18 protein-coding genes, 1 tRNA gene and 1 pseudogene are annotated in these 18936 nt (G+C 71.4%); 14 read left to right on the top strand and 6 right to left on the bottom strand.

Annotation, left to right across the window (positions count from 1 at the left end):
- From ACRDP3_RS25690 to ACRDP3_RS25660, 7 genes are all read left to right on the top strand, one after another.
- Positions 1-1068, top strand: a 1068-nt coding sequence (locus ACRDP3_RS25690) for a hypothetical protein (RefSeq protein ID WP_431519383.1), incomplete at its 5' end; no start/stop codon positions are given.
- A complete protein-coding gene (locus ACRDP3_RS25685) occupies positions 1059-2633 on the top strand; it encodes a hypothetical protein (RefSeq protein WP_431519382.1) in 1575 nt (524 codons plus the stop codon). The genes ACRDP3_RS25690 and ACRDP3_RS25685, both read left to right, overlap by 10 nt.
- A complete protein-coding gene (locus ACRDP3_RS25680; RefSeq protein ID WP_431519381.1) occupies positions 2630-3979 on the top strand; it encodes an AAA family ATPase in 1350 nt (449 codons plus the stop codon). Before ACRDP3_RS25685 ends, ACRDP3_RS25680 begins: the two co-directional genes overlap by 4 nt.
- Positions 3963-4145 carry a hypothetical protein gene (locus ACRDP3_RS25675; protein WP_431519380.1) on the top strand — a complete coding sequence of 61 codons (183 nt, stop codon included), beginning with the start codon at positions 3963-3965 and terminating at the stop codon, positions 4143-4145. Before ACRDP3_RS25680 ends, ACRDP3_RS25675 begins: the two co-directional genes overlap by 17 nt.
- A gap of 94 nt (positions 4146-4239) precedes the next feature.
- Positions 4240-4602 (top strand): hypothetical protein, encoded by a 363-nt coding sequence (locus ACRDP3_RS25670; RefSeq protein WP_431519379.1) that lies wholly within the window; start codon positions 4240-4242, stop codon positions 4600-4602.
- Between the two features lie 128 nt (positions 4603-4730).
- Entirely contained in the window at positions 4731-5375 is a 645-nt protein-coding gene (locus ACRDP3_RS25665) for a bifunctional DNA primase/polymerase (RefSeq protein WP_431519378.1), read from the top strand.
- A tRNA-Lys gene (locus tag ACRDP3_RS25660) sits at positions 5366-5439 on the top strand. The genes ACRDP3_RS25665 and ACRDP3_RS25660 overlap by 10 nt, the downstream gene beginning before the upstream one ends.
- Positions 5440-5498: 59 nt before the next feature.
- Here ACRDP3_RS25660 and ACRDP3_RS25655 read toward each other — a convergent pair.
- Positions 5499-6668 (bottom strand): M6 family metalloprotease domain-containing protein, encoded by a 1170-nt coding sequence (locus ACRDP3_RS25655; RefSeq protein ID WP_431519377.1) that lies wholly within the window; start codon positions 6666-6668, stop codon positions 5499-5501.
- A gap of 454 nt (positions 6669-7122) precedes the next feature.
- Here ACRDP3_RS25655 and ACRDP3_RS25650 point away from each other — a divergent pair, with 454 nt between their 5' ends.
- The gene (locus ACRDP3_RS25650; RefSeq protein ID WP_431519376.1) at positions 7123-9003 is read left to right on the top strand and encodes a putative bifunctional diguanylate cyclase/phosphodiesterase; all 1881 of its coding nucleotides are present in this window, start codon (positions 7123-7125) and stop codon (positions 9001-9003) included.
- 42 nt (positions 9004-9045) lie between these two features.
- Here ACRDP3_RS25650 and ACRDP3_RS25645 read toward each other — a convergent pair whose 3' ends face one another.
- The 3 genes from ACRDP3_RS25645 to ACRDP3_RS25635 form a co-directional block, all read right to left on the bottom strand.
- On the bottom strand, positions 9046-10233 hold the full coding sequence (locus tag ACRDP3_RS25645) for an LLM class flavin-dependent oxidoreductase (RefSeq protein WP_431519375.1): 1188 nt from the start codon (positions 10231-10233) through the stop codon (positions 9046-9048).
- A gap of 75 nt (positions 10234-10308) precedes the next feature.
- Positions 10309-11031 carry a maleate cis-trans isomerase family protein gene (locus tag ACRDP3_RS25640; RefSeq protein ID WP_431519374.1) on the bottom strand — a complete coding sequence of 241 codons (723 nt, stop codon included), beginning with the start codon at positions 11029-11031 and terminating at the stop codon, positions 10309-10311.
- A 156-nt stretch (positions 11032-11187) separates the two neighbouring features.
- Positions 11188-12135, bottom strand: coding sequence for a maleate cis-trans isomerase family protein (locus ACRDP3_RS25635; RefSeq protein WP_431519373.1), 948 nt, complete (start codon positions 12133-12135; stop codon positions 11188-11190).
- 222 nt (positions 12136-12357) lie between these two features.
- Here ACRDP3_RS25635 and ACRDP3_RS25630 point away from each other — a divergent pair, with 222 nt between their 5' ends.
- A complete protein-coding gene (locus ACRDP3_RS25630; protein ID WP_431519372.1) occupies positions 12358-13323 on the top strand; it encodes a D-2-hydroxyacid dehydrogenase in 966 nt (321 codons plus the stop codon).
- 108 nt (positions 13324-13431) lie between these two features.
- A complete protein-coding gene (locus ACRDP3_RS25625; protein ID WP_431519371.1) occupies positions 13432-14856 on the top strand; it encodes an amidase in 1425 nt (474 codons plus the stop codon).
- Here ACRDP3_RS25625 and ACRDP3_RS25620 read toward each other — a convergent pair.
- Positions 14837-15358 (bottom strand): DUF3830 family protein, encoded by a 522-nt coding sequence (locus ACRDP3_RS25620; protein WP_431519384.1) that lies wholly within the window; start codon positions 15356-15358, stop codon positions 14837-14839. The genes ACRDP3_RS25625 and ACRDP3_RS25620 overlap by 20 nt on opposite strands.
- 161 nt (positions 15359-15519) lie before the next feature.
- On the opposite strand from ACRDP3_RS25620, the gene ehuB reads away from it, so the two are divergent.
- Genes ehuB through ehuA form a run of 4 tightly spaced genes read left to right on the top strand, consistent with a single transcriptional unit; the run spans position 15520 to position 18611 of the window.
- Complete coding sequence (gene ehuB / locus ACRDP3_RS25615; RefSeq protein ID WP_431519370.1) at positions 15520-16422, top strand: ectoine/hydroxyectoine ABC transporter substrate-binding protein EhuB; 903 nt, start codon at positions 15520-15522, stop codon at positions 16420-16422.
- Positions 16422-17162, top strand: a complete 741-nt coding sequence (gene ehuC, locus ACRDP3_RS25610; protein ID WP_431519369.1) for an ectoine/hydroxyectoine ABC transporter permease subunit EhuC — start codon at positions 16422-16424, stop codon at positions 17160-17162. Before ehuB ends, ehuC begins: the two co-directional genes overlap by 1 nt.
- Positions 17159-17806: an ectoine/hydroxyectoine ABC transporter permease subunit EhuD gene (ehuD, locus tag ACRDP3_RS25605; protein ID WP_431519368.1), complete on the top strand. Its 648-nt coding sequence runs from the start codon at positions 17159-17161 to the stop codon at positions 17804-17806. Before ehuC ends, ehuD begins: the two co-directional genes overlap by 4 nt.
- Positions 17796-18611, top strand: coding sequence for an ectoine/hydroxyectoine ABC transporter ATP-binding protein EhuA (gene ehuA / locus ACRDP3_RS25600; protein WP_431519367.1), 816 nt, complete (start codon positions 17796-17798; stop codon positions 18609-18611). The genes ehuD and ehuA overlap by 11 nt, the downstream gene beginning before the upstream one ends.
- An 89-nt stretch (positions 18612-18700) precedes the next feature.
- Here ehuA and ACRDP3_RS25595 read toward each other — a convergent pair.
- Positions 18701-18936: pseudogene (locus tag ACRDP3_RS25595) on the bottom strand (L-cystine ABC transporter ATP-binding protein YecC); the annotation flags it as partial.

Here is an 18936-nt window from a genome sequence, read left to right as displayed (position 1 = left end):
GGCTGTCACCGCCGGGCCCTGCTGGACGGCGCCGGCGTCGACAAGTCCGCCTTGGCCGAGGCGTTGGGGGCGCCGGCTCCGTTCGGGCAGTCGCAGTTCGCGTTCATGCGGGGCAACGCCTTCGAGGCCCGGGTCAAGGCGGACGGCGGTGCCGAGCTGATCCGGCTGCTGTGCGCGCGTACGGGCGAGGCGCCTCCGGAGCCGGGTGAGGTCACCGTGCCGGACCTCACCGCGCCCGGCCCGGCCGGCCGCACGGCCCGCACCCGCCTCGCGCTCGCGGAGGCCACCGCTGCCGCCTCGGCCTCCCCTTCCGCCTCCACCGCCACCGGTCGCGGCCCCGCGAACTGGGCGCTGCTGGACCACCCGATGCTCGCCCTGGACGTCGCCGGTTCGACGGCCTATCTGGAGCCGGACGCGATCGCCGTCCACCCGGACGGCGGTTGGACGGTCATCGAGATCAAGTCCTTCCCGGTCCTGGACGGTTCCGCGGACGCGGCCAAGGTCGGCGCGGCCGCCCGCCAGGCGGCGGTCTACGCACTCGCGCTGGCGCAGCCCGGACTGGACGGCACGGTGCGCGACGAGGCGCTGCTGGTGTGCCCGAAGGACTTCTCCAACCTCCCCACCGCGCACGGTGTCGACATCCGCAAGCAGCTCGCCACCACCCGCCGCCAGCTCGCCCGGCTCACCCGTCTCGAGGAGATCGCCAAGGACCTTCCGGCGGGCACGGTCCTCGATCCCTCCCGCCCGGCGGAGGAGCTGACCGCCGCGGTCGGGTCGGTCCCGGCGGCGTACGCACCGGAGTGCCTGTCCAGCTGCGAACTCGCCTTCCACTGCCGTGCGCAGGCCCGCACCGCGGGCGCCGTCGAGTCCCTGGGCCGCTCCGTGCGGGGGGAGCTGGGCGGACTCCGCACCATCGAGTCGGTCCTGGCGGCGGCTGCCGACGGCCCCGACGGCCGAACCGCCGACGAAACCGGCGGCGAACCCGCCGACCCGACGACGGCCGGGCTGCGCCGTGCGGCCCGGCTGCGCGCCGAGGCGCTGGGGCTCCGGGAGGCACCGTGTCGCTGATGTCGGCGCTCGCCCGGATGGAGGCCGCCGCGGCGGGACGGGCCCAGCCCGCCGCGACCGTACGGCACCGGCAGCTGTCCGAACGGCCGCTCGTCTTCGTACCGTTGACCACCGCGGGCGAGGCCGGGGCACCGCTGGGCGCACTGCTCGGGACGGACCGGGAGGCGCCCGAGCTGCTCGTCGTGGCGCAGCCGCGCGACCGCGACCTGCGGTTCGCCTTCCTCGCCCGGCTCGCCGACACCCTGCTGCCGTACCTGGAGTCCGCGCAGGACGACGTCGAGTGGGAGGAGCGCAAGGAGACCGACCCGGAATCCGGCAAGAAGGTCCCGGTCCAGGTCGAACTGTGCGCGGACGCCCCGCAGTTGCTCGTGCCGAACGCGCCCGGCGCCGACTTCGTCCGGCTACTGGGCCGTTCCACGCGCTTCCGGCGCACCGCCGAGGAGGAGCCGGAGACGCCGTTCCCGGCTCCCCCGCGCGTACCGCTGCTCGGGCGCTGGCTGACGCACTACGGGGAGCGCGCCCGGGTTCCCGGCTCGTCGCTCCTGCTGTCCATGACCGAGCTGCTGACCCGGCACTGGGCCACCGGCCAGAGCGCGCTGGAGGACCAGCATCTGGGCGCGCTGCTCGCCTGGATCGACCCGCCCGACGGGCTGAGCGGCGCCGACGCCGCGCTCCGCGCGGAGGTGGCACGGGACGCGGCAGGCCAGCTGTTGTGCCCGCCCGCCGGTCCCGCCACCGACCCGGCCTTCGACAACAAGCTGCTGGCGCCCGCCGTCGCCCGCTTCGACGCGGGCCTGCCGGGCGCCGAGGACGAGGTGCGCGAGCTGATCGCCTCCCAACTCCGCCCCACCTGGGCGGCGATGTGGCGCGGCGTCGATCTGCTGCACACGCTGCCGGAAGGTGAGCGGGTGGCGGAGCGCTGGAAGCGGGACCGCTGGTCCTATACCGGACACCGCGACCGCGTACGCACCGGCGAACCGCCCCAGCCGCGCCGCGACGACGCGGTGACCGCCGCTGCGAAGCTGGCCACACGGGAGCAGGCGCAGGCCAGGCTGGCGGCGCAGGAGGCGCTGGACGACCCGCTCGTGATGGCGGAGCGGCGGCTGGCGGGTGAGGCCTTCACGGGCGAGGTCGTCGAGGTGGAGATGGCGTACTCGGAGGGCAAACGGCCGATGCCGCGCCCGCTGGTCACGGTGCGCACGGACGACCGGCCGCAGCCGGCCGAGGGCCGCAGGGTGCACCGGGTGACGGCCGAAGGTGCCCAGCAGAGCGCCGAGTTCGTCCCTCGTCGGACGCCCGGGCCCGGCCTGCTGACCGTGCGGCTGACCAGCGGCATGGGCCGCGGCAAGGAGCCGGCCCCCGGCACGGTGCCGGAGAAGGGCGACCGGCTGTGCTGGACCCTCTTCGAGCACGCACCGCGCGGCGGCCCCGGACTGCCCGACGTCGAGGACACACCGTGGACGCACGGCGGTCCGCCGGGCTCCGCGTCCGCCGAGCCGGCCGGACAGCAGCCCCTGACGTCCTTCCCGCTCCCCGACCCCGTCACCGGTGAGGACCTCCTGTGAGCGAGCCGCCCCCCGGCGAGGCCGCCTCCCTCGCCACCGAAGCGATCCTCCACGACACCCTGCACGGCTCCGGCCGCGGCGTCGTCGTGGACTCACCGCCAGGCGCGGGGAAGTCGACGCTCGTCGTCCGCGCCGCCCGCGCACTCGCCGCCGCCGGACGCCCGTTGATCGTGATCGCGCAGACCAATGCCCAGGTCGACGACCTCGTCGACCGGCTGGCCACCGCCGATCCCGAACTCCCCGTCGGCCGTCTGCACAGCAGTGAGGCGCGCCCCTACGACCCCGCACTCGACAGGCACCCGGGGGTCGTCACCTCCGCCAAGCCGGCCGATCTCGCCCAGCTGCCCGTGATCGTCTCCACCGCCGCCAAGTGGGCCTGGGTCGCGGCGGAGACACCCTGGCGGCACGCGATCGTGGACGAGGCATACCAGATGCGCTCCGATGCCCTGCTCGCCGTCGCCGGGCTCTTCGAGCAGGCCCTCTTCGTCGGCGACCCGGGCCAGCTCGACCCGTTCAGCCAGGTCGGCGCCGAGCAGTGGGCGGGTCTCGCCTACGATCCCTCCGCCAGCGCCGTGGCCACCCTGCTCTCCCACAACCCCGGCCTGCCGCAGCACCGCCTCCCCGTCTCCTGGCGGCTGCCCCCCTCCGCCGCACCGCTGGTCTCGGCGGCCTTCTACCCCTACACACAGTTCCGCAGCGGCACCCGGCCGGGGGACCGCGGGCTCACCTTCGCCTCCCCCGCCGACGGCTCCGCGGCCGACCGGGTCATCGACGAGGCCGCCGGCTCCGGCTGGGGCCTGCTGGAGCTGCCCGCCCGGCACACGCCGCGTACGGACCCGGAGGCGGTCGCCGCCGTCGCCCAGGTCGTCGTGCGCCTGCTCACCCGCGACGGCGCCTCGAGGGACGAACACTCGCCCGCGCCCGCTCCGCTCACCGCCGACCGCATCGCGGTCGGCACCGCACACCGGGACCAGGCGGCGGCCGTACGGGCGGCGCTCGCCACGTCCGGCACCCCCGCCGCACTACGGGCCGCCGACGTCACGGTGGATACGGCGAACCGTCTGCAGGGGCGGGAGTTCGACGTGACGGTCGTGCTCCATCCGCTGTCGGGCCGGCCGGACGCGACGGCGTTCCACCTGGAGACGGGGCGGCTGTGCGTGCTGGCCTCGCGGCACCGGCACGCGTGCGTCGTGGTCTGCCGGGCCGGCGTCGCCGGACTGCTCGACGACCACCCGAGCACCGAGCCGGTCCAGCTCGGCGTCACCCCGAAGTTTCCCGACGGCTGGGAGGCCAACCACGCGGTGCTCTCCCACCTCTCCACCCACCGCGTTGCCTGGCGACCCTGAGCCGGAGCCGCCACCCACCGCCGCCCGCCGGACGGAGTACGGCTCGCCGCCGAAGGCGGCCAACGGAAACAGCCCTGACGGCTGGGAGGCGAACCACGCGGTGCTCTCCCGCCTCGCCGCGCACACGGTGCCCTGGGAGCCTGTGGGCCGGGCCGGCCGGCCGTGAGCCGGCCGGCCGCAGGCCGAGCTCTGAGCCGCACTGCACACCGGACGCGGGAAGCGGGACAATGGCCGAGGCCCATACAGCTGGAGGTATCCACATGCCCGAGCCGCACTCGGCTCCGGACCCGCGCGGGAGCGCACCGCGCTTCCGCCGCCCGGCGCCCCTGCTCTTCGAGCCCTCGGAGACCAGGGACGACGGCGAGCAGTTCTTCGACCTGGACTCGATCGCCGATCCGCGCGAGCTGCTGGAGCGCTCGACCGAGCTGGCGCTCGCCTTCCGCGCCGCCGCCGACCGGGCCGTGGAGTTCCAGGCGATGGCCGCCGCCCAGCTGGCCGACCCCCGGCGCTTCGACCGGCTGTCTGACGCGGCGGTCGCCGCCCGTGGTGACTGGACGGAGGACTACGCGCGGAAAATGATCGAGTTCGGCCGCGAGCTGCTCACGGAGCGCGGCCCGCAGTAGCGCGCCACCGGTTTCCGCAGAGTCACCGGGCATATGCGGGGAGGAAAGATAGGCGACGCCCCCTGCTCTTGTCCGGGTTTCCACCGACAGTTCAATACAGAACCTCTTTTCCCGCCACTCTGTCCGTCATGAGCGATCGGAAGCATCACACCCCCGGCCCCTCGGGCCCCTCCCGCGTCACCTCCGACGGCGCCGACTGGCTCGCCTCCGCCAGCGCGTTCCCCGGCAGCGTGCACGCACTGTGGCGGCACCGCCCCGCGGCGCCCCGCGTCCTCCCCTGCGGCACGGCCTTCGACGTGGTGAGCACGCCGCCGCTACTGGGCCGCCGCATCCTGGACCGGTTATGGACCACGGGCCCCGGCAGCGGACCTGTGGCCATCCACCGGGGACGCGTGCTCCTCTTCACCGCCACCGGCACGGCCCAACGGCTGCCAGCGCTGCTCAGCTGGAAGGAGTGGCGAGAGCCCGCCCGGCAATCGCTCGCACCGCTGCTCTGTCACGGCCTCGGGGAGACGGTGACCGTACCCGCCCTGCACCCGGGAACGGGACCGGCGACCGCGGTGGACGGCCCGTCCCGCTGGCTCGTGGCACCGGACCGGCGGCACCCCTGGCTGCCGGGCCCCGAAATCCTCCTCCGCGCCGCTCTTCGCTCCGTACGCGCAGGTCGGGGGCCCGCGACGGGCCCCACGGCGGGCCCCACGACCACGGGGCAATCGATTTTCACCGCAGCGGATCGTGGTGTTAAGGTCTACGACGTCACCAGGCGCCGCTAGCTCAGTTGGTTAGAGCAGCTGACTCTTAATCAGCGGGTCCGGGGTTCGAGTCCCTGGCGGCGCACAGACAGCCGAAGGCCATACGCGTCGAGCGCGGGGGCCTTCGGCGTGCCGGGCGCTGCGCTACTGCGGCGCACCACGCGCCACCCGCACCCGCCACCCGTCCTGTGCGCTGCGGCCGGTGACCTCCACCCGTACCCCGCCGCCACGGTGCGTCTCGTAGCTCTCGCCCACTCCGAGCGGGGCGTCCGCCAGTGCCGGATAGACCGAGCCGTCGGGACAGGCCCGGGTGCCGGGGTGTCCGTCTATCACCTTGATCGGCCCGTGCGTCGAGGCGCGGTCGCTGCGCACCCAGTAGAGCAGCACGCCCTCCGCGCACAGCCCCCGGTCGTTGCCCTCCGAGTCGCGGGCCTCGACCGCGAGCGCCTCGTTCGGTCCGGTACGCACCACGGCCAGCCGCCGGTCACCCGGGCCGCCGAGCGTCGCCTCGCCGAGCGGGCGCACGGTGTGCGTGGTGACACCGGCGGCGGACGGTACGCAGCTGACGTTGTCCCGGCTGAGCCAGCCGAGCTTCCACTTCTCCCAGGCGAAGAGATCCGGGGCCAGTCCGAACTGGCTTCCCATCAGGTCCCAGTCGCCCACGAAGGTGTCCCAGTCGGCGGCGACCGCGCCCGACGCCGGCCGCTGGTAGAGATCCGGCAGGTCGAAGGCGTGGCCGGTCTCGTGCGCGAGGACGTGGCGGTCGGGCGGGCTCTGCTCGAAGACGGTGACGAGCCGGTGCAGTTCCGAGCCGTCGGCCTCGATCGGGTCGTCGAAGTTGACGACCTTCGTGGCATCCGAGTCCACGCCGCGGGCATCGGGGTCGGCGACCAGATAGACGAGGTCGTAGCGGCTGAAGTCGACATGGGGGTCGGCCGCGGCGACCGCGTCCCGCAGGTATTCGGTGCGCTGCCGGGTGTTCCAGTCGCGCTGTATCCCGTACGAGCGGGATTCGGACGGCATCTGAATCCACCGCTTGACCGGATGTGCCCGCAGCCGGAAGGCCCCGTACGAGGCGCGGCTGAAGAAGTCGGACGTGGCGGGGAAGTGGTCGGCGGCCAGCTCGCCGGGGGTGGCCAGCGGGGTCGCGTCGGGGAAGGAGAGGAAGATCAGGGCGGCGTCGAGGCGCTGCTCGGGCCGCGGATACGCCGGGTCCCAGGTGTCCACGCCGAGGGAGTGGTGCGCGTCCGTACGCGGCAGGGCACACGGTGCGGCGACCCCCTCCGCGGTGGCCGGACCCGCGAAGAGCGACATCCCCACGAAGGCGGTGAGGGCGGTGAGGACGGCTGCCTTATGGCGCCATCCGCACCGTATGGAAGAGGTTCTGCTGCGCCAGCCGGGCTTCCGCGATTGCGCCACGTCTCGACCTCACTGGAGCAGGAAGTACGGACTCCTCCACTTTTGCCTGTGATGGCTGGTAAGTCCTGTTCCGTTAGACCAGGCGCGTTAGCGGCAATATGACTACCGAGTGTGATGCTCGGTCGCATGCGGGCGGGCGCGTTCGCGCACGCGTGCGGGAACGTTCACCCTCGCGCCAGTCCCCTCGCCCCATGCGCACCAACGACCCGGTGGGACGTCGTGGATGCTGGCTCCGCTCACCCCTGAACCTCTATGATCGGCACATTTCCAGCGCGGATCCGCCACGCAGCGCCCCGGGCCGGCAGCCCGGCGGATCCGCACGCGACGAGCCCCCCGGCGGGAGCGATCGGTGAACGGACCCCTCGAAGGACCGGCCAGCAACTCCGGCGACGACACCGGAACCCCACCGCAGAAGATCACGGAACGTAGTCGCCCACGTGGCGGACGGCACGGCAGGGCAGAGTGGCTCGGCTGGAAGCGGGACAGCGACTTCCGTGCCGCCTTCAACGCCGCCCGGCTCGCCATGGCCATCGTCGACCGCGACGGCCGGGTGGTCAGCGCGAACCGGGCCCTCGGCACGCTGCTGGGCGCCGCGCCCGAATCGCTCGCGGCGACCTCCCTCACCGACCTGCCCGCACTCGGCCTGGACAAGAGCACCCTGCGCGCCGGCTACGACAGCGGTTCGGCCCCGCACGAGAGTGCGGGGGGCGGCATGCGCGGCAGACACAGCGCGGCCCGTGGCGGTACCGCCGCTACCGCCGGCGCCGGCGCGCCCGAGCCGCACCGGCTGAGCTGCACCCGGCGCATGAAGAACGCCGACGGGCACACCGTCTGGGCGGAGATCACCCTCATCCCCACCGCGCACGACGGCGAGACCCTGCTGTCCGTCGCCGACATCAGCGAGCAGCGCGACCTGCGGGAGCGGCTGCGCCATCTCCAGATGCACGACCCGGTGACCCGGCTGCCCAACCGCACCCTCTTCTTCGAGCGGCTGGCGACCGCGCTGTCCGACACCGCGACCGGCCGGGTCGGGATCTGCTACCTCGACCTGGACGGCTTCAAGGCGGTCAACGACACGCTGGGACACCGCGTGGGTGACGAACTGCTGGACGCGGTGGCGCAGCGGCTCACGCAGTGCGCGGAGGGCGGTGGCCAGGGACACCTGGCGGCCCGGCTCGGCGGCGACGAGTTCGCGCTGCTCGTGGACGGCTCGACCGGTACGGAACAGCTGACGGCACTCGCGGACGCGGCGCTGAAGGCCCTGCAACGCCCCTTCGACCTGGCCGGGCAGCGGCTCTCGGTGTCCGCCAGCATCGGCGTGGTGGAGCGGGAGGCGGCCGGGACCGGCCCCACCGAGTTGATGCAGGCCGCCGACACGACGCTCTACTGGGCCAAGGCCGACGGCAAGGCGCGCTGGACGCTCTTCGACCCCGAGCGCAACGCCCACAGGATGACCCGGCAGGCACTCTCCGCCGCGCTGCGCGGCGCCGTGGGGCGAGGTGAGTTCGTGCTGGACTACCAGCCGATCGTGGGCTTCGCCGACGACGGGCTGCGCGGGGTGGAAGCGCTGGTGCGTTGGCAGCATCCGGAGTTGGGCAAACTCGGGCCGAACCGGTTCATCGGGCTGGCCGAGGAGAACGGCGCAATCGTGCCGCTGGGCCGCTGGGTCCTCGAGGAAGCATGCCGCCAGGCGAGGAGCTGGATGCTGGGCCACCCCGGCCCGCCGGTCTACGTCAGCGTGAACGTGGCCGTGCGGCAGGTCTGGGACTCGGATCTGGTGGCCGACGTGGGCCGGGTGCTGGAGCAGACCGGGCTGCCCTCCGGGCTGCTCCAGCTGGAGCTGACCGAGTCCGCGGTGATGGGCTCGGCCGGCCGCCCGTTGCAGGCGCTGCAGGCGCTCAGCGAGATGGGCGTGCGCATCGCCATCGACGACTTCGGCACCGGCTACTCCAACCTCGCCTATCTCAGCCGCCTCCCGGTACGCACGCTGAAGCTGGACGGCTCCTTCGTACGGGGCTTCCGCGCGGCACGGCACCCGAACCCGGCCGACGAGACGATCGTGACGGCCCTGGTGCGGCTCGCCCACCAGCTGGGCATGACCGTGACGGCCGAGTGCGTCGAGAGCCCCGCACAAGCGGACCGGCTCCGCCGCATCGGCTGCGACACGGGCCAGGGCTGGCACTACGCCAAGCCGATGCCGGCGCACTGCATCACGGCGCTGCTGGGTTAGACCGGCGGGCGGCGGCCAACTCCCGGCACGCGTCCCCACGTGTCAGCCGGGCGGCAGCCCGTACGCGTCGGCGATGAGCCGGTAGGAGTGGACGCGCGCAGCGGGGGTGTGCGCGTTGGCCGTGAGCATCAGCTCGTGGGCGCCGGTGCGCTTGACGAGGCGGTCGAGGCCGTCCCGTACGGCATCGGGTGTGCCGTACGTCACATTGGCCAGCCAGCCGTCCACGAAATCGCGCTCCACGGCGCTGAACGAGCGCGCCTCCGACTCCGCCTGCTCCGGGGTCGGGACCAGGCCGGGGCGCCCCGTGCGCAGCCGCATCATGGCCAGTGCGGCGGTGAGCACCTGACGGTGTGCCGCCACCTCGTCGTCGGCGGCGAGGGCCGAGGCGCCGATCATCGCGTACGGCTCGTCCAGCAGGGCCGAGGGGCGGAACGTCTGGCGGTAGAGGTCCAGGGCGGGAACCGTGTTGGCGGCGGAAAAGTGGTGCGCGAAGGCGAACGGGAGCCCGAGCCGGCCCGCCAGCTGTGCGCTGAAGCCGGACGAGCCCAGCAGCCAGACCGGCGGCCGCGACACCTGGCCGTCCGGGTCCTGCACCGGGCCGGGCACGGCGTGGATGCGGGAGTAACGGTGCCCGGCGGGGAAGCTGTCGTCGAGGAAGTGGGTCAACTCCGCGAGCTGCTGCGGGAATTCCTCCGCCCCCTCGCTGAGCGTGGGGGCACTCCCCCGCGCTCCGCTGGGGGGACCCCCACCCATGCCCTTAGGGCTATGGGGGACGGTCCGGCGCAGCGCCGCCGCCGTCGCGCCGTCGGTGCCGGGTGCCCGGCCCAGGCCGAGGTCGACACGGCCGGGGGCGAGCGCCTCCAGCGTGCCGAACTGCTCGGCGATGACCAGGGGGGCGTGGTTGGGCAGCATCACACCGCCCGAGCCGAGCCGGATGCGGTCGGTGTGGGCGGCGAGGTGAGCCAGGATCACGGCGGGCGAGGAGCTGGCGACGCCGGGCATGGAGTGGTGCTCCGCGACCCAGTAGCGGGTGAAGCCACGCCGCTCGGCGAGCTGCGCGGTCTCGACGGTGGCCCGCAGGGCGTCGGCGGCCGCGTATCCGACGCCGACGTTCGCCAGGTCCAGCACGGACAGCGGGACGGGGGCGGTGCCCTTCGCCGCGCCCCGGATCGTGTCGCCCCATCCGTTCGGCGCACTGCCCCCGCTGCCTGTGGCGCTGTCGTCGTCCACGATGTGCCTTCTTCCGCTCGGCCGCCTGCTGCTGCGTACTGCACGCGTCAACGGCAGGCGGCCCCCTTCTCTTCCTCAGGTGAACAGCGTGCCCAGCGCGGGGCAGCGCACCGACACGTCCAGCAGGCGCAGGCCCTCCCAGACGGTGACCTGATTGGCGGTGAGGACGGGCTTGCCCAGCGCTTCCTCGAGCTCCGGGATCCAGGCGGCGGAGTGCAGGGCCGTGTCGGGGAGCAGCACGGCCTGCGCGTCGGGGTGGTCACCGCCGCGGGCGAGGGCCAGCACCTCTTCCTTCCCCCAGGTGCCCACCTCCGCGGCGGTGATGATGCCGCTGCCGCGCATCGAGACGACTTCGGCCCCGGCGGCCTTGAGGAAGGCGGTGAAGAGTTCACCCACGTCCTCCGGGTAGGTCGCGCCGATCGCGACCCGCTCGGCACCGAGCGCCCGCACGGCGTGCGCGAAGGCGAAGGACGTGCTGGAGGCGGGCAGCCCGGCGGTCGCGGACAGCTCTCGCACCTGGTCGTGCGCGCCGTCCCAGCCGAAGACGAAGCTGGCGCTGGTGCAGGACCAGACGACGGCCTGTACGTCCTGCTCCTTGACCTCCTCGACCTTGGCGGCAAGCCGCCTGGCCGAGCCCATCTCCAGCAGGGCGTCGGCGCGGTGGGCGTCCTCACCGATGTCGGTGTGCACGAGCGGCAGCCGTACGTCGGCGCCGGCGTCCCGGAGGATGCCCTCCAGCCGCGGGTAGTCGTCCTCGGCCGAGAAGCCGGGGTAGAGGAACCCCACCGCCTGTGTCATTTACGCCTCCCTGAGCGTTGCTGGGTGCTGGGTGCCGTGATCCCGGGTGTGCCGGGCGGGCATGGATGGGCGTCGGACTCTCGTCCGACGCCTGGTTGTCGGTGCGGGGCCGGTGCGGTGGCGGTGCGCTGCCGCTCACCGCGATCCGGCGGACTGTCACACGGGGGGCAGGCTGCCGCCGCCCCACTCGTCCGGATAACTCGAAGGGTACGGCTGGTCGTACCCCTCCAGCGGTTCGACGCTCTCGGCACCCGCACTCGCCAGTGCCGCCTCCGGCTCGGCCGGGGTGACCGGTTCGGCCGGCTCGGACTGCTCCGGCGGTGTCGCCGGGGCGGGCGGCGAGGGGGTCATGGCCGCCGGGCCGCGTCGTGCGACCGGATCCAGCAGCGCCTGGTACGGCCCCACCGCTTCCTTGCCGATGCGGCGCAGCGCCTCCCACATCGTCACCTGGTTCGCGGAGAGGACGGGCATCCGCAGTTCGGCCTCGAGCTGCGGGATGACGTCGTACGTCGGCAGGTTCGTACAGCTGATGAAGAGGGCGTCGGGAGCGTCGGCGACCGCCTCGCGGGCCATGTCGACGACGTCCCGGTACGGCACCCGCCAGATGTGCCGGGTCAGCCCGAGATAGCTGCGGCCGGTGACCGCGATGCCGGCCTCGCCGAGGAAGTCCTCCAGCGAGTCGGTGACCGACTTCGTGTAGGGAGTGACGACCGCCACACGCCGCGCGCCGATGTCCTGGAGCGCGTGGAGCAGTGCGCCCGAGGTGGTGAGCGAGGGGATCTCACCCGACTGTTCCATGGCCGCGCACATCGCCCGCTCACCGGCGGCGCCTCCGACGAAGCTGCCGGACGTGCAGGCGTACGCCACGACCTCGGGCGCCACGGCGGAGAGTGCCTGGACCCCCTCGTGCAGCGTTTCGTGCTCGCTGACGAGACGGGCCTGGTCGAGGCTGACCTCGACGGGGACGAAGGGTGTTCGGGTCAGATGCAGGGACACATCATCGGGCACCCACCGCCACAGCTCACGGTCGAGCGCGAAGTCGAACGGGGCGACGATTCCCACACCGCGTTGCGGCAGCGGTCCGCCGAGGAAGGAGACATCCATTTACTGAGCCCCAAAGAACGGAGGGGTATAGGGAGGCCTGAGGCCAGAAGAAGAAATGAAAGCCGGTCAAAAGCCGGAACACCGGGACAGATGCCTTCATTGACGACGGTAGTTCGGTCTCCCTACCGTGGTCAATCCTTCCATCCACGTCAGTTTTCCGCCCCTGAGTTAGGCCAACTCGATCAGTTGACCGTCTCCTCGTTTCGAAAGGGTTTCATGCCCATGTCCGACACCTGTCTTCTTGTCCTCGACGCCGACCCGCTGCCCCGTCTCGACCGGCTCGCCGGACGCGCCCGTGTCGTGCACGCGGACGCGGACAGCCTGGCCGAGCAGCTGCCCGCGGCGGATGTGTTGCTGGTGTGGGACTTCCTGTCGGACGCGGTGAAGCACGCCTGGCCGGGCAGGGGACCGCGCCCCCGCTGGGTGCACACGCCGAGCGCCGGCGTGGACCGGCTGCTGCCGGAACTGGCCGCCTCGCCTGAGACATACCTCACAAACGCCAGGGGCGTCTTCGATCAGCCCATTGCCGAATACGTGGCGGGGCTCGTTCTGGCCATGGCCAAGGATTTCCGCGGCAGCTGGGAATTGCACCGACAGCGGCAGTGGCGGCACCGCGAGACAATGCGGGTGGGAGGAACGCGGGCCGTAGTGGTGGGGTCCGGCCCTATTGGGCGGGCAATTGGCCGGACACTCATGGCACTGGGTGTCAGCGTGGACCTCGTCGGGCGTACGGAGCGGAGCGGTGACCCGGAATTCGGCCGGGTGCACGGCAACGTTGCGCTGGGGGGTCTGCTGGGCCGGGCCGACTGGGTGGTGTGCGTCGCCCCGCTGACGGAGGAGTCCCGTGGACTCTTCGACGCGGCGGCCTTCGCCCGGATGAAGCCGGAGGCACGCTTCATCAACGTCGGACGTGGGCAGCACGTGATCGAGAAGGACCTGGTGGACGCGCTCAACGAGCACCGGATCGCCGGGGCGGCGCTGGACGTCTTCGCCCAGGAGCCGCTGGCCGCCGAGAGCGAACTGTGGGAGGTGCCCGGACTGCTGATCTCACCGCACATGAGTGGCGACACGATCGGGTGGCGGGACGACCTCGCCGAGCAGTTCCTCGACAACTTCGACCGCTGGGAGGCCGGGGAGCCCCTGCTGAACGTGGTCGACAAGGGGCTGGGCTACGTCCCCTCGACGTAGCTCCTCCGGCCCCGCCCGGTACTCCACCCGCCCGCACCGACGCACCGCGCCACCCGCCCTCCCCACATCGCACAACCGCACACCGCCGGCCAACCGAAAGGCTCCGCCATGTCGGATCTCAGCTCCCTGACCGCCACCCAGCTCGTCGCCGGGTACGCGGCGGGAGACTTCTCCCCCGTCGAGGTCACCCGCGCGACGCTGGAACAGGCCGAGCGGGTGCAGCCGCACGTGAACGCCTTCGTCCGCATCGACCATGACGAGGCCATGGCCCAGGCCGGCGACTCCGCGGAGCGGTGGCGGCGCGGCGAACCGCTCGGGCTGACGGACGGGGTGCCGACGACGGTGAAGGACATCCTGCTGCTGCGCGGCAAGCCGACCCTGCGGGGCTCCTGGTCCAGCTCCACCGACGGCCCGTGGGAGGAGGACGCGCCCTCGGTCGCGCGGCTGCGCGAGCACGGGGCGGTGTTCCTGGGGAAGACGACCACGCCCGAGTTCGGCTGGAAGGGAGTGACCGACAGCCCCCGGCACGGGGTCACCAGGAATCCGTACGACCCGTCCCGCACGGCGGGCGGCTCCAGCGGCGGCGGCACCGCCGCGGTCGCGCTCGGCGCCGGACCGCTGAGTCTCGGTACGGACGCGGGCGGCTCCGTCCGCATCCCCGCCGCCTTCTGCGGGATCTTCGCACTCAAGCCGACCTACGGCCGGGTGCCGATCTATCCGGCGAGCGCCTTCGGCACGCTCGCGCACGTGGGCCCGATGACCCCGGACGCGGCGGACGCGGCACTGCTGATGGATGTGATCTGCGGACCCGACTCCCGTGACTGGTCGCAACTGCCCCCGCCCACCGGCAGCTTCCGTGCCGCGCTGGCGGGCGGCGTGCGCGGGCTGCGCGTCGCCTACTCGCCCAGCTTCGGCGGCCAGGTCGACGTCGACCCGGCGGTCGCCGCCGGGGTGCGCCGCGCGGTGGAGCGGCTGGCGGAGCTGGGCGCGGTGGTCGAGGAGTCCGACCCGGGTTTCGCCGACCCGATCGAGGCGTTCCACAGCCTGTGGTTCGCCGGCGCGGCGCGGGTGACGGAGTACTTCAGCGAGGAGCAGCGCGAGAAGATGGACCAGGGCCTGCGGGAGGTCTCCGAGGACGGCGCCGCGCGTGCGGCGCTGGACTACCTCGCCGCCGTCGATGTCCGGATGGCACTGGGGAAGGCGATGGGCCGCTTCCACGACACCTACGACCTGCTGGTGACCCCGACCACGCCGGGTACCGCCTTCGAGGCGGGCCTCGAGGTGCCGGCGGGCTCCGGGTACCGGCGCTGGACCGAGTGGACCCCCTTCACCTACCCCTTCAACATGACGCAGCAGCCCGCCGCCTCGGTCCCCTGCGGGCTGGACGGGGACGGTTTGCCGATGGGCGTGCAGCTGGTGGCCGCACGCCACCGGGACGATCTGGTGCTGCGCGCGGCCCACGCGCTGTACGAGGCGGGGGCCGCGGAACTGCCGGCCCCCGCTCTGCGGGGGGCTACGCCCGCCGGAAGTTGAGGCTCTCGCCGAGCGCGCCCGCCCGCCAGAGGTCCTGGCAGGCCTCGGCCATCCGGTCCAGCCCGTCGACCACCGCTCCCCAGACGATGCCGGGCACCCAGCCGGCGTCGCCGTTGATCAGGAGGTTGTTGCGCTCGTAGAAGAGCGCGAGGTCGATGACGGTGGACCGGGTGGCGTGGGCGGCCTGGCCGCCCTGCTGCTCGGCCGCCGCGTCGTAGCCGTAGGAGGCGGTGCCCAGCTGAGTATTGGTGAAGGTGAAATAGCAGAGATCACCCGGAATGGGAGTGATCGTCGGATTCTCGAGCGGTGGCTCCTCGGGGGCGAAGGGCGGGATCAGCGCATAGATCTCGTTCCGCGCGTACTTCGCGTGGTAGACGTCGCCGCCCAGCGGCAGCGCGTTCCACACGGCCTCGCAGGTGATCGGCGCGCGGTCGTCGAGCAGCTTGGCGGTGCAGCTCACTCCCCGCTTGTCCAGGGACACTTCGATGAAGCGCTCGGCCATCATGCTCCTTCTCACGTCGTTCTCACGTCGTCAGACCCATAGTGCCCTGCGGAGCGTGAGCGGACGCGTGGCCTCCGCTACGCGAATCCGTTGGAACCCGGTCAGATCAAGGGCTGGAAACAATCCGCATATGTTCATCAAGTCTGGGTAGCTGCGGGCGCATGGCTCCACCACAACGAAACAACCAGGACACAGGCAGAGGAATCCAACGCCGCTCACTGCTCATGGGAGTGGCGTCCTTGGGAGCCCTTGGCGCGGCCGGCTGCAGCCGGGCACCGGGCGAGGGAAAAGTGGAAGGTGGCGACCTCCTCAGGCGGCTGCAGGAGAAGGGAACCGTCAGGATCGGCATCGCGAGCGAGCCGCCCTTCGGTTATGTGGACAAGAACGGCGAGCCCACCGGCGAGGCTCCGGAGATCGCCAAGGTCATCTTCAAAGCCCTCGGTATCGATGAAGTCGCCGCCATTCCAGTGGAGTTCGGCGCGCTGATTCCCGGCCTGAAGGCGCAGCAGTTCGACGTGGTGTCAGCCGGGATGTACATCAATCCCCCGCGCTGCGCACAGGTTCTCTTCGCGGACCCGGACTACCTGATGCTGGACTCCTTCATCGTGAAGAAGGGTAATCCGCACGGAATCAAGACGTACGAGGACATCTTCAAGAAGAAGCTGAAGCTCGCGAGCGGCAAGGCGTACGCGGAGATCGACTACGCCAAGGACGCGGGCATCAAGGACATCCTGATCCTCCCCGACCAGGTCGCCGGGCTGGACGCGGTGACACAGGGCCGGGTCGACGCCTTCGCCGGCACCAACGTCACGGTCAAGGGCGTGGTGAAGGGATCGGCCCGGGCGGAGGCCACCGAGGCGTTCCAGCCCGAGATGGGCGGCAAACCGGCCTACGGGGCCGGCGGATTCGCCTTCCGGCTGTCCGAGAAGAATTTCCGTGACGCCTTCAACAAGGAGCTGCACAAGCTCAAGGCGAACAACTTCGAAAAGCTCCTGGACATTGTCGAACCATTCGGATTCGGAATGCGCGAGATGACGAACAAAACGGCGAAGGAGCTGTGCTGATGATGACTTCGGGCATGTTCAGCAACTGGTTCCTGCCAGGAATCTGGGTCACCATCCAGGTGACCTTCTTCAGTGCCGCACTCGCCGCCGGGGTGGCCTTCACCATAGGAACTCTGCGCACCTCGAACATCTGGATCGTACGGTTCCTGTCCGGGGCCTACTTCGAAATCTTCCGCGGCACCTCGGCGCTGGTGCTGATGTTCTGGATGTTCTTCGCGCTGCCGCTCTTCGGATGGCAGCTGGTCCCGATGTGGGCCGGCGTCAGCGCGCTGGGCCTCACCTACGGAGCATACGGTTCGGAGATCGTACGAGGCGCACTCGCCGCGGTTCCCGCCGCACAGCGTGAGGCGGGCATCGCGCTCAGCTTCACGAAAATGCAGCGGCTGCGCCGTATCGAACTCCCCCAGGCCTGGCCGGAGATGGTGCCGCCGTTCAACAACCTGCTCATCGAGCTGATGAAGGGCACGGCGCTGGTCTCCGTCATCACCGTGGCCGACATGACCTTCGCCGGCAACCTCGTCCGGCTCGGGGACAACGAGAGCGCACCGATCTACACCCTCTTGCTGGTGCTCTACTTCGTCCTGGCCTTCGCCCTGACCCGCGGCATGCGCGCCCTGGAGCGGCACGCCAAGGCCGGCATCGGACAGGAGCCGCCCAAGCGCGGCTTCATCACCCGCAAGCTCAGTGCTCGCGGAGAGAGCGCGCAGGCTGACAGCCAGGTCGCAGGAGGTATGGGATGAAGTGGGACTGGTCAGTCGTCGATGAGTTCATGCCGCGCTTCTGGGACGGCGTGGTCGTCACCCTGCAGGCGCTCGCCATCGGTTCGCTCATCGCGTTCACGCTGGGGCTGGTATGGGCCATCGCGCAGCGCTCCACACTGAAGTGGGTGAGCTGGCCGGTCACGGCGGTCACGGAGTTCATCCGTAACACTCCGCTGCTGGTTCAGCTGTTCTTCCTTTTCTATGTGGTTCCGGAGTGGGGACCGTCGATGTCTCCGCTCACCACCGGAATCGTCGGCCTCGGCCTGCACTACTCGACGTACACCGCCGAGGTCTACCGGGCCGGCATCAACGGCGTGCCGATCGGCCAGTGGGAAGCGGCCACCGCCCTCAGCCTGCCGAAGTCCCGGACGTGGGGGGCCGTGATTCTCCCGCAGGCCATTCGCCGGGTGGTGCCCGCGCTGGGAAACTACGTGGTGGCCATGCTCAAGGATTCCCCGATGATCGCCGTCATCGGAGCCTTCGAAATGCTCGGCGAGGCCCAGGCCTACAGCAACGAGACCTTCACCACCGAAGCCCTCACAGTGGTCGGCGTCGCCTTCATCGTCATCGCCTACCCGGCTTCCCTTCTTCTTCGAGCCCTGGAGCGTCGCCTTGTCCAGTGACAACAGCCCTTCGAAAGACAACACCAACCCGGCCGTCGACGGCAGCGAACTGATCGAGTTCAAAGACGTCACCAAGCGTTTCGGCAGCAACGTCGTCCTGGACGATCTGTGCTTCACGGTTTCCTCCGGCAAGCACGTCACCCTCATCGGCCCCTCAGGCTCCGGCAAGACCACGATTCTGCGGCTGCTGATGACGCTGGTGAAGCCGGAAGAGGGCACCATCAAGGTCGCCGGCGACTACCTCACCCACGAGGAGAAGAACGGCAAGCTCGTGGTCGCGGGCGAGAAGCACAGCCGGGAGGTGCGCAAGAACATCGGCATGGTCTTCCAGCAGTTCAACCTCTTCCCCAACATGAAGGTGCTGCGGAACATCACCGAGGCCCCCGTGCACGTACTCGGCCTGGGCAACGACGAGGCGGAGCAGCGCGCCCGCGAGCTGCTCGAACTGGTCGGCCTGACCGAGCACATCGACAAGTACCCCAGCCAGCTCTCCGGCGGCCAGCAGCAGCGGGTGGCCATCGCCCGCGCGCTGGCGATGCGGCCGCAGGTGCTGCTGCTGGACGAGGTCACCTCGGCACTCGACCCGGAGCTGGTCGCCGGGGTGCTGGACGTGCTGCGGGACATCGCACACACCACGGACATCACCATGCTCTGCGTCACGCACGAGATGAACTTCGCCCGGGACATCTCCGATGACGTGCTGATGTTCGACGCGGGCCGGGTGATCGAGTCGGGTTCGCCGGAGAAGATCTTCAGCGACCCCGAGCACGAGCGCACGCGGGAGTTCCTGAGCGCGGTGCTGTAGGCGCCTGCGGCGCCTCTTTCCCCGGCATGGGTCCGGGCCGGCCCCGCGCCGGCCCGGGCCCATGCCGGGGAAACAGGCGACGCAGGCGCCTACAGCACCGCGCTCAGGAACTCCCGCGTGCGCTCGTGCTCCGGGTCGCTGAAGATCTTCTCGGGCGAACCCGACTCGATGACCCTCCCCGCGTCGAACATCAGCACGTCGTCGGAGATGTCCCGCGCGAAGTTCATCTCGTGGGTGACGCACAGCATGGTGATGTCCGTCGTCTGCGCGATGTCGCGCAGCACGTCCAGCACGCCGGCCACGAGTTCGGGGTCGAGCGCCGAGG

Origin of the sequence: Streptomyces sp. (genome assembly GCF_050698815.1) — a bacterium.
Classification (GTDB): Bacteria; Actinomycetota; Actinomycetes; order Streptomycetales; family Streptomycetaceae; genus Streptomyces.
The sequence above is the reverse complement of the archived record's forward strand: the minus strand, read 5'-3'. Positions and strand labels throughout refer to the sequence as shown.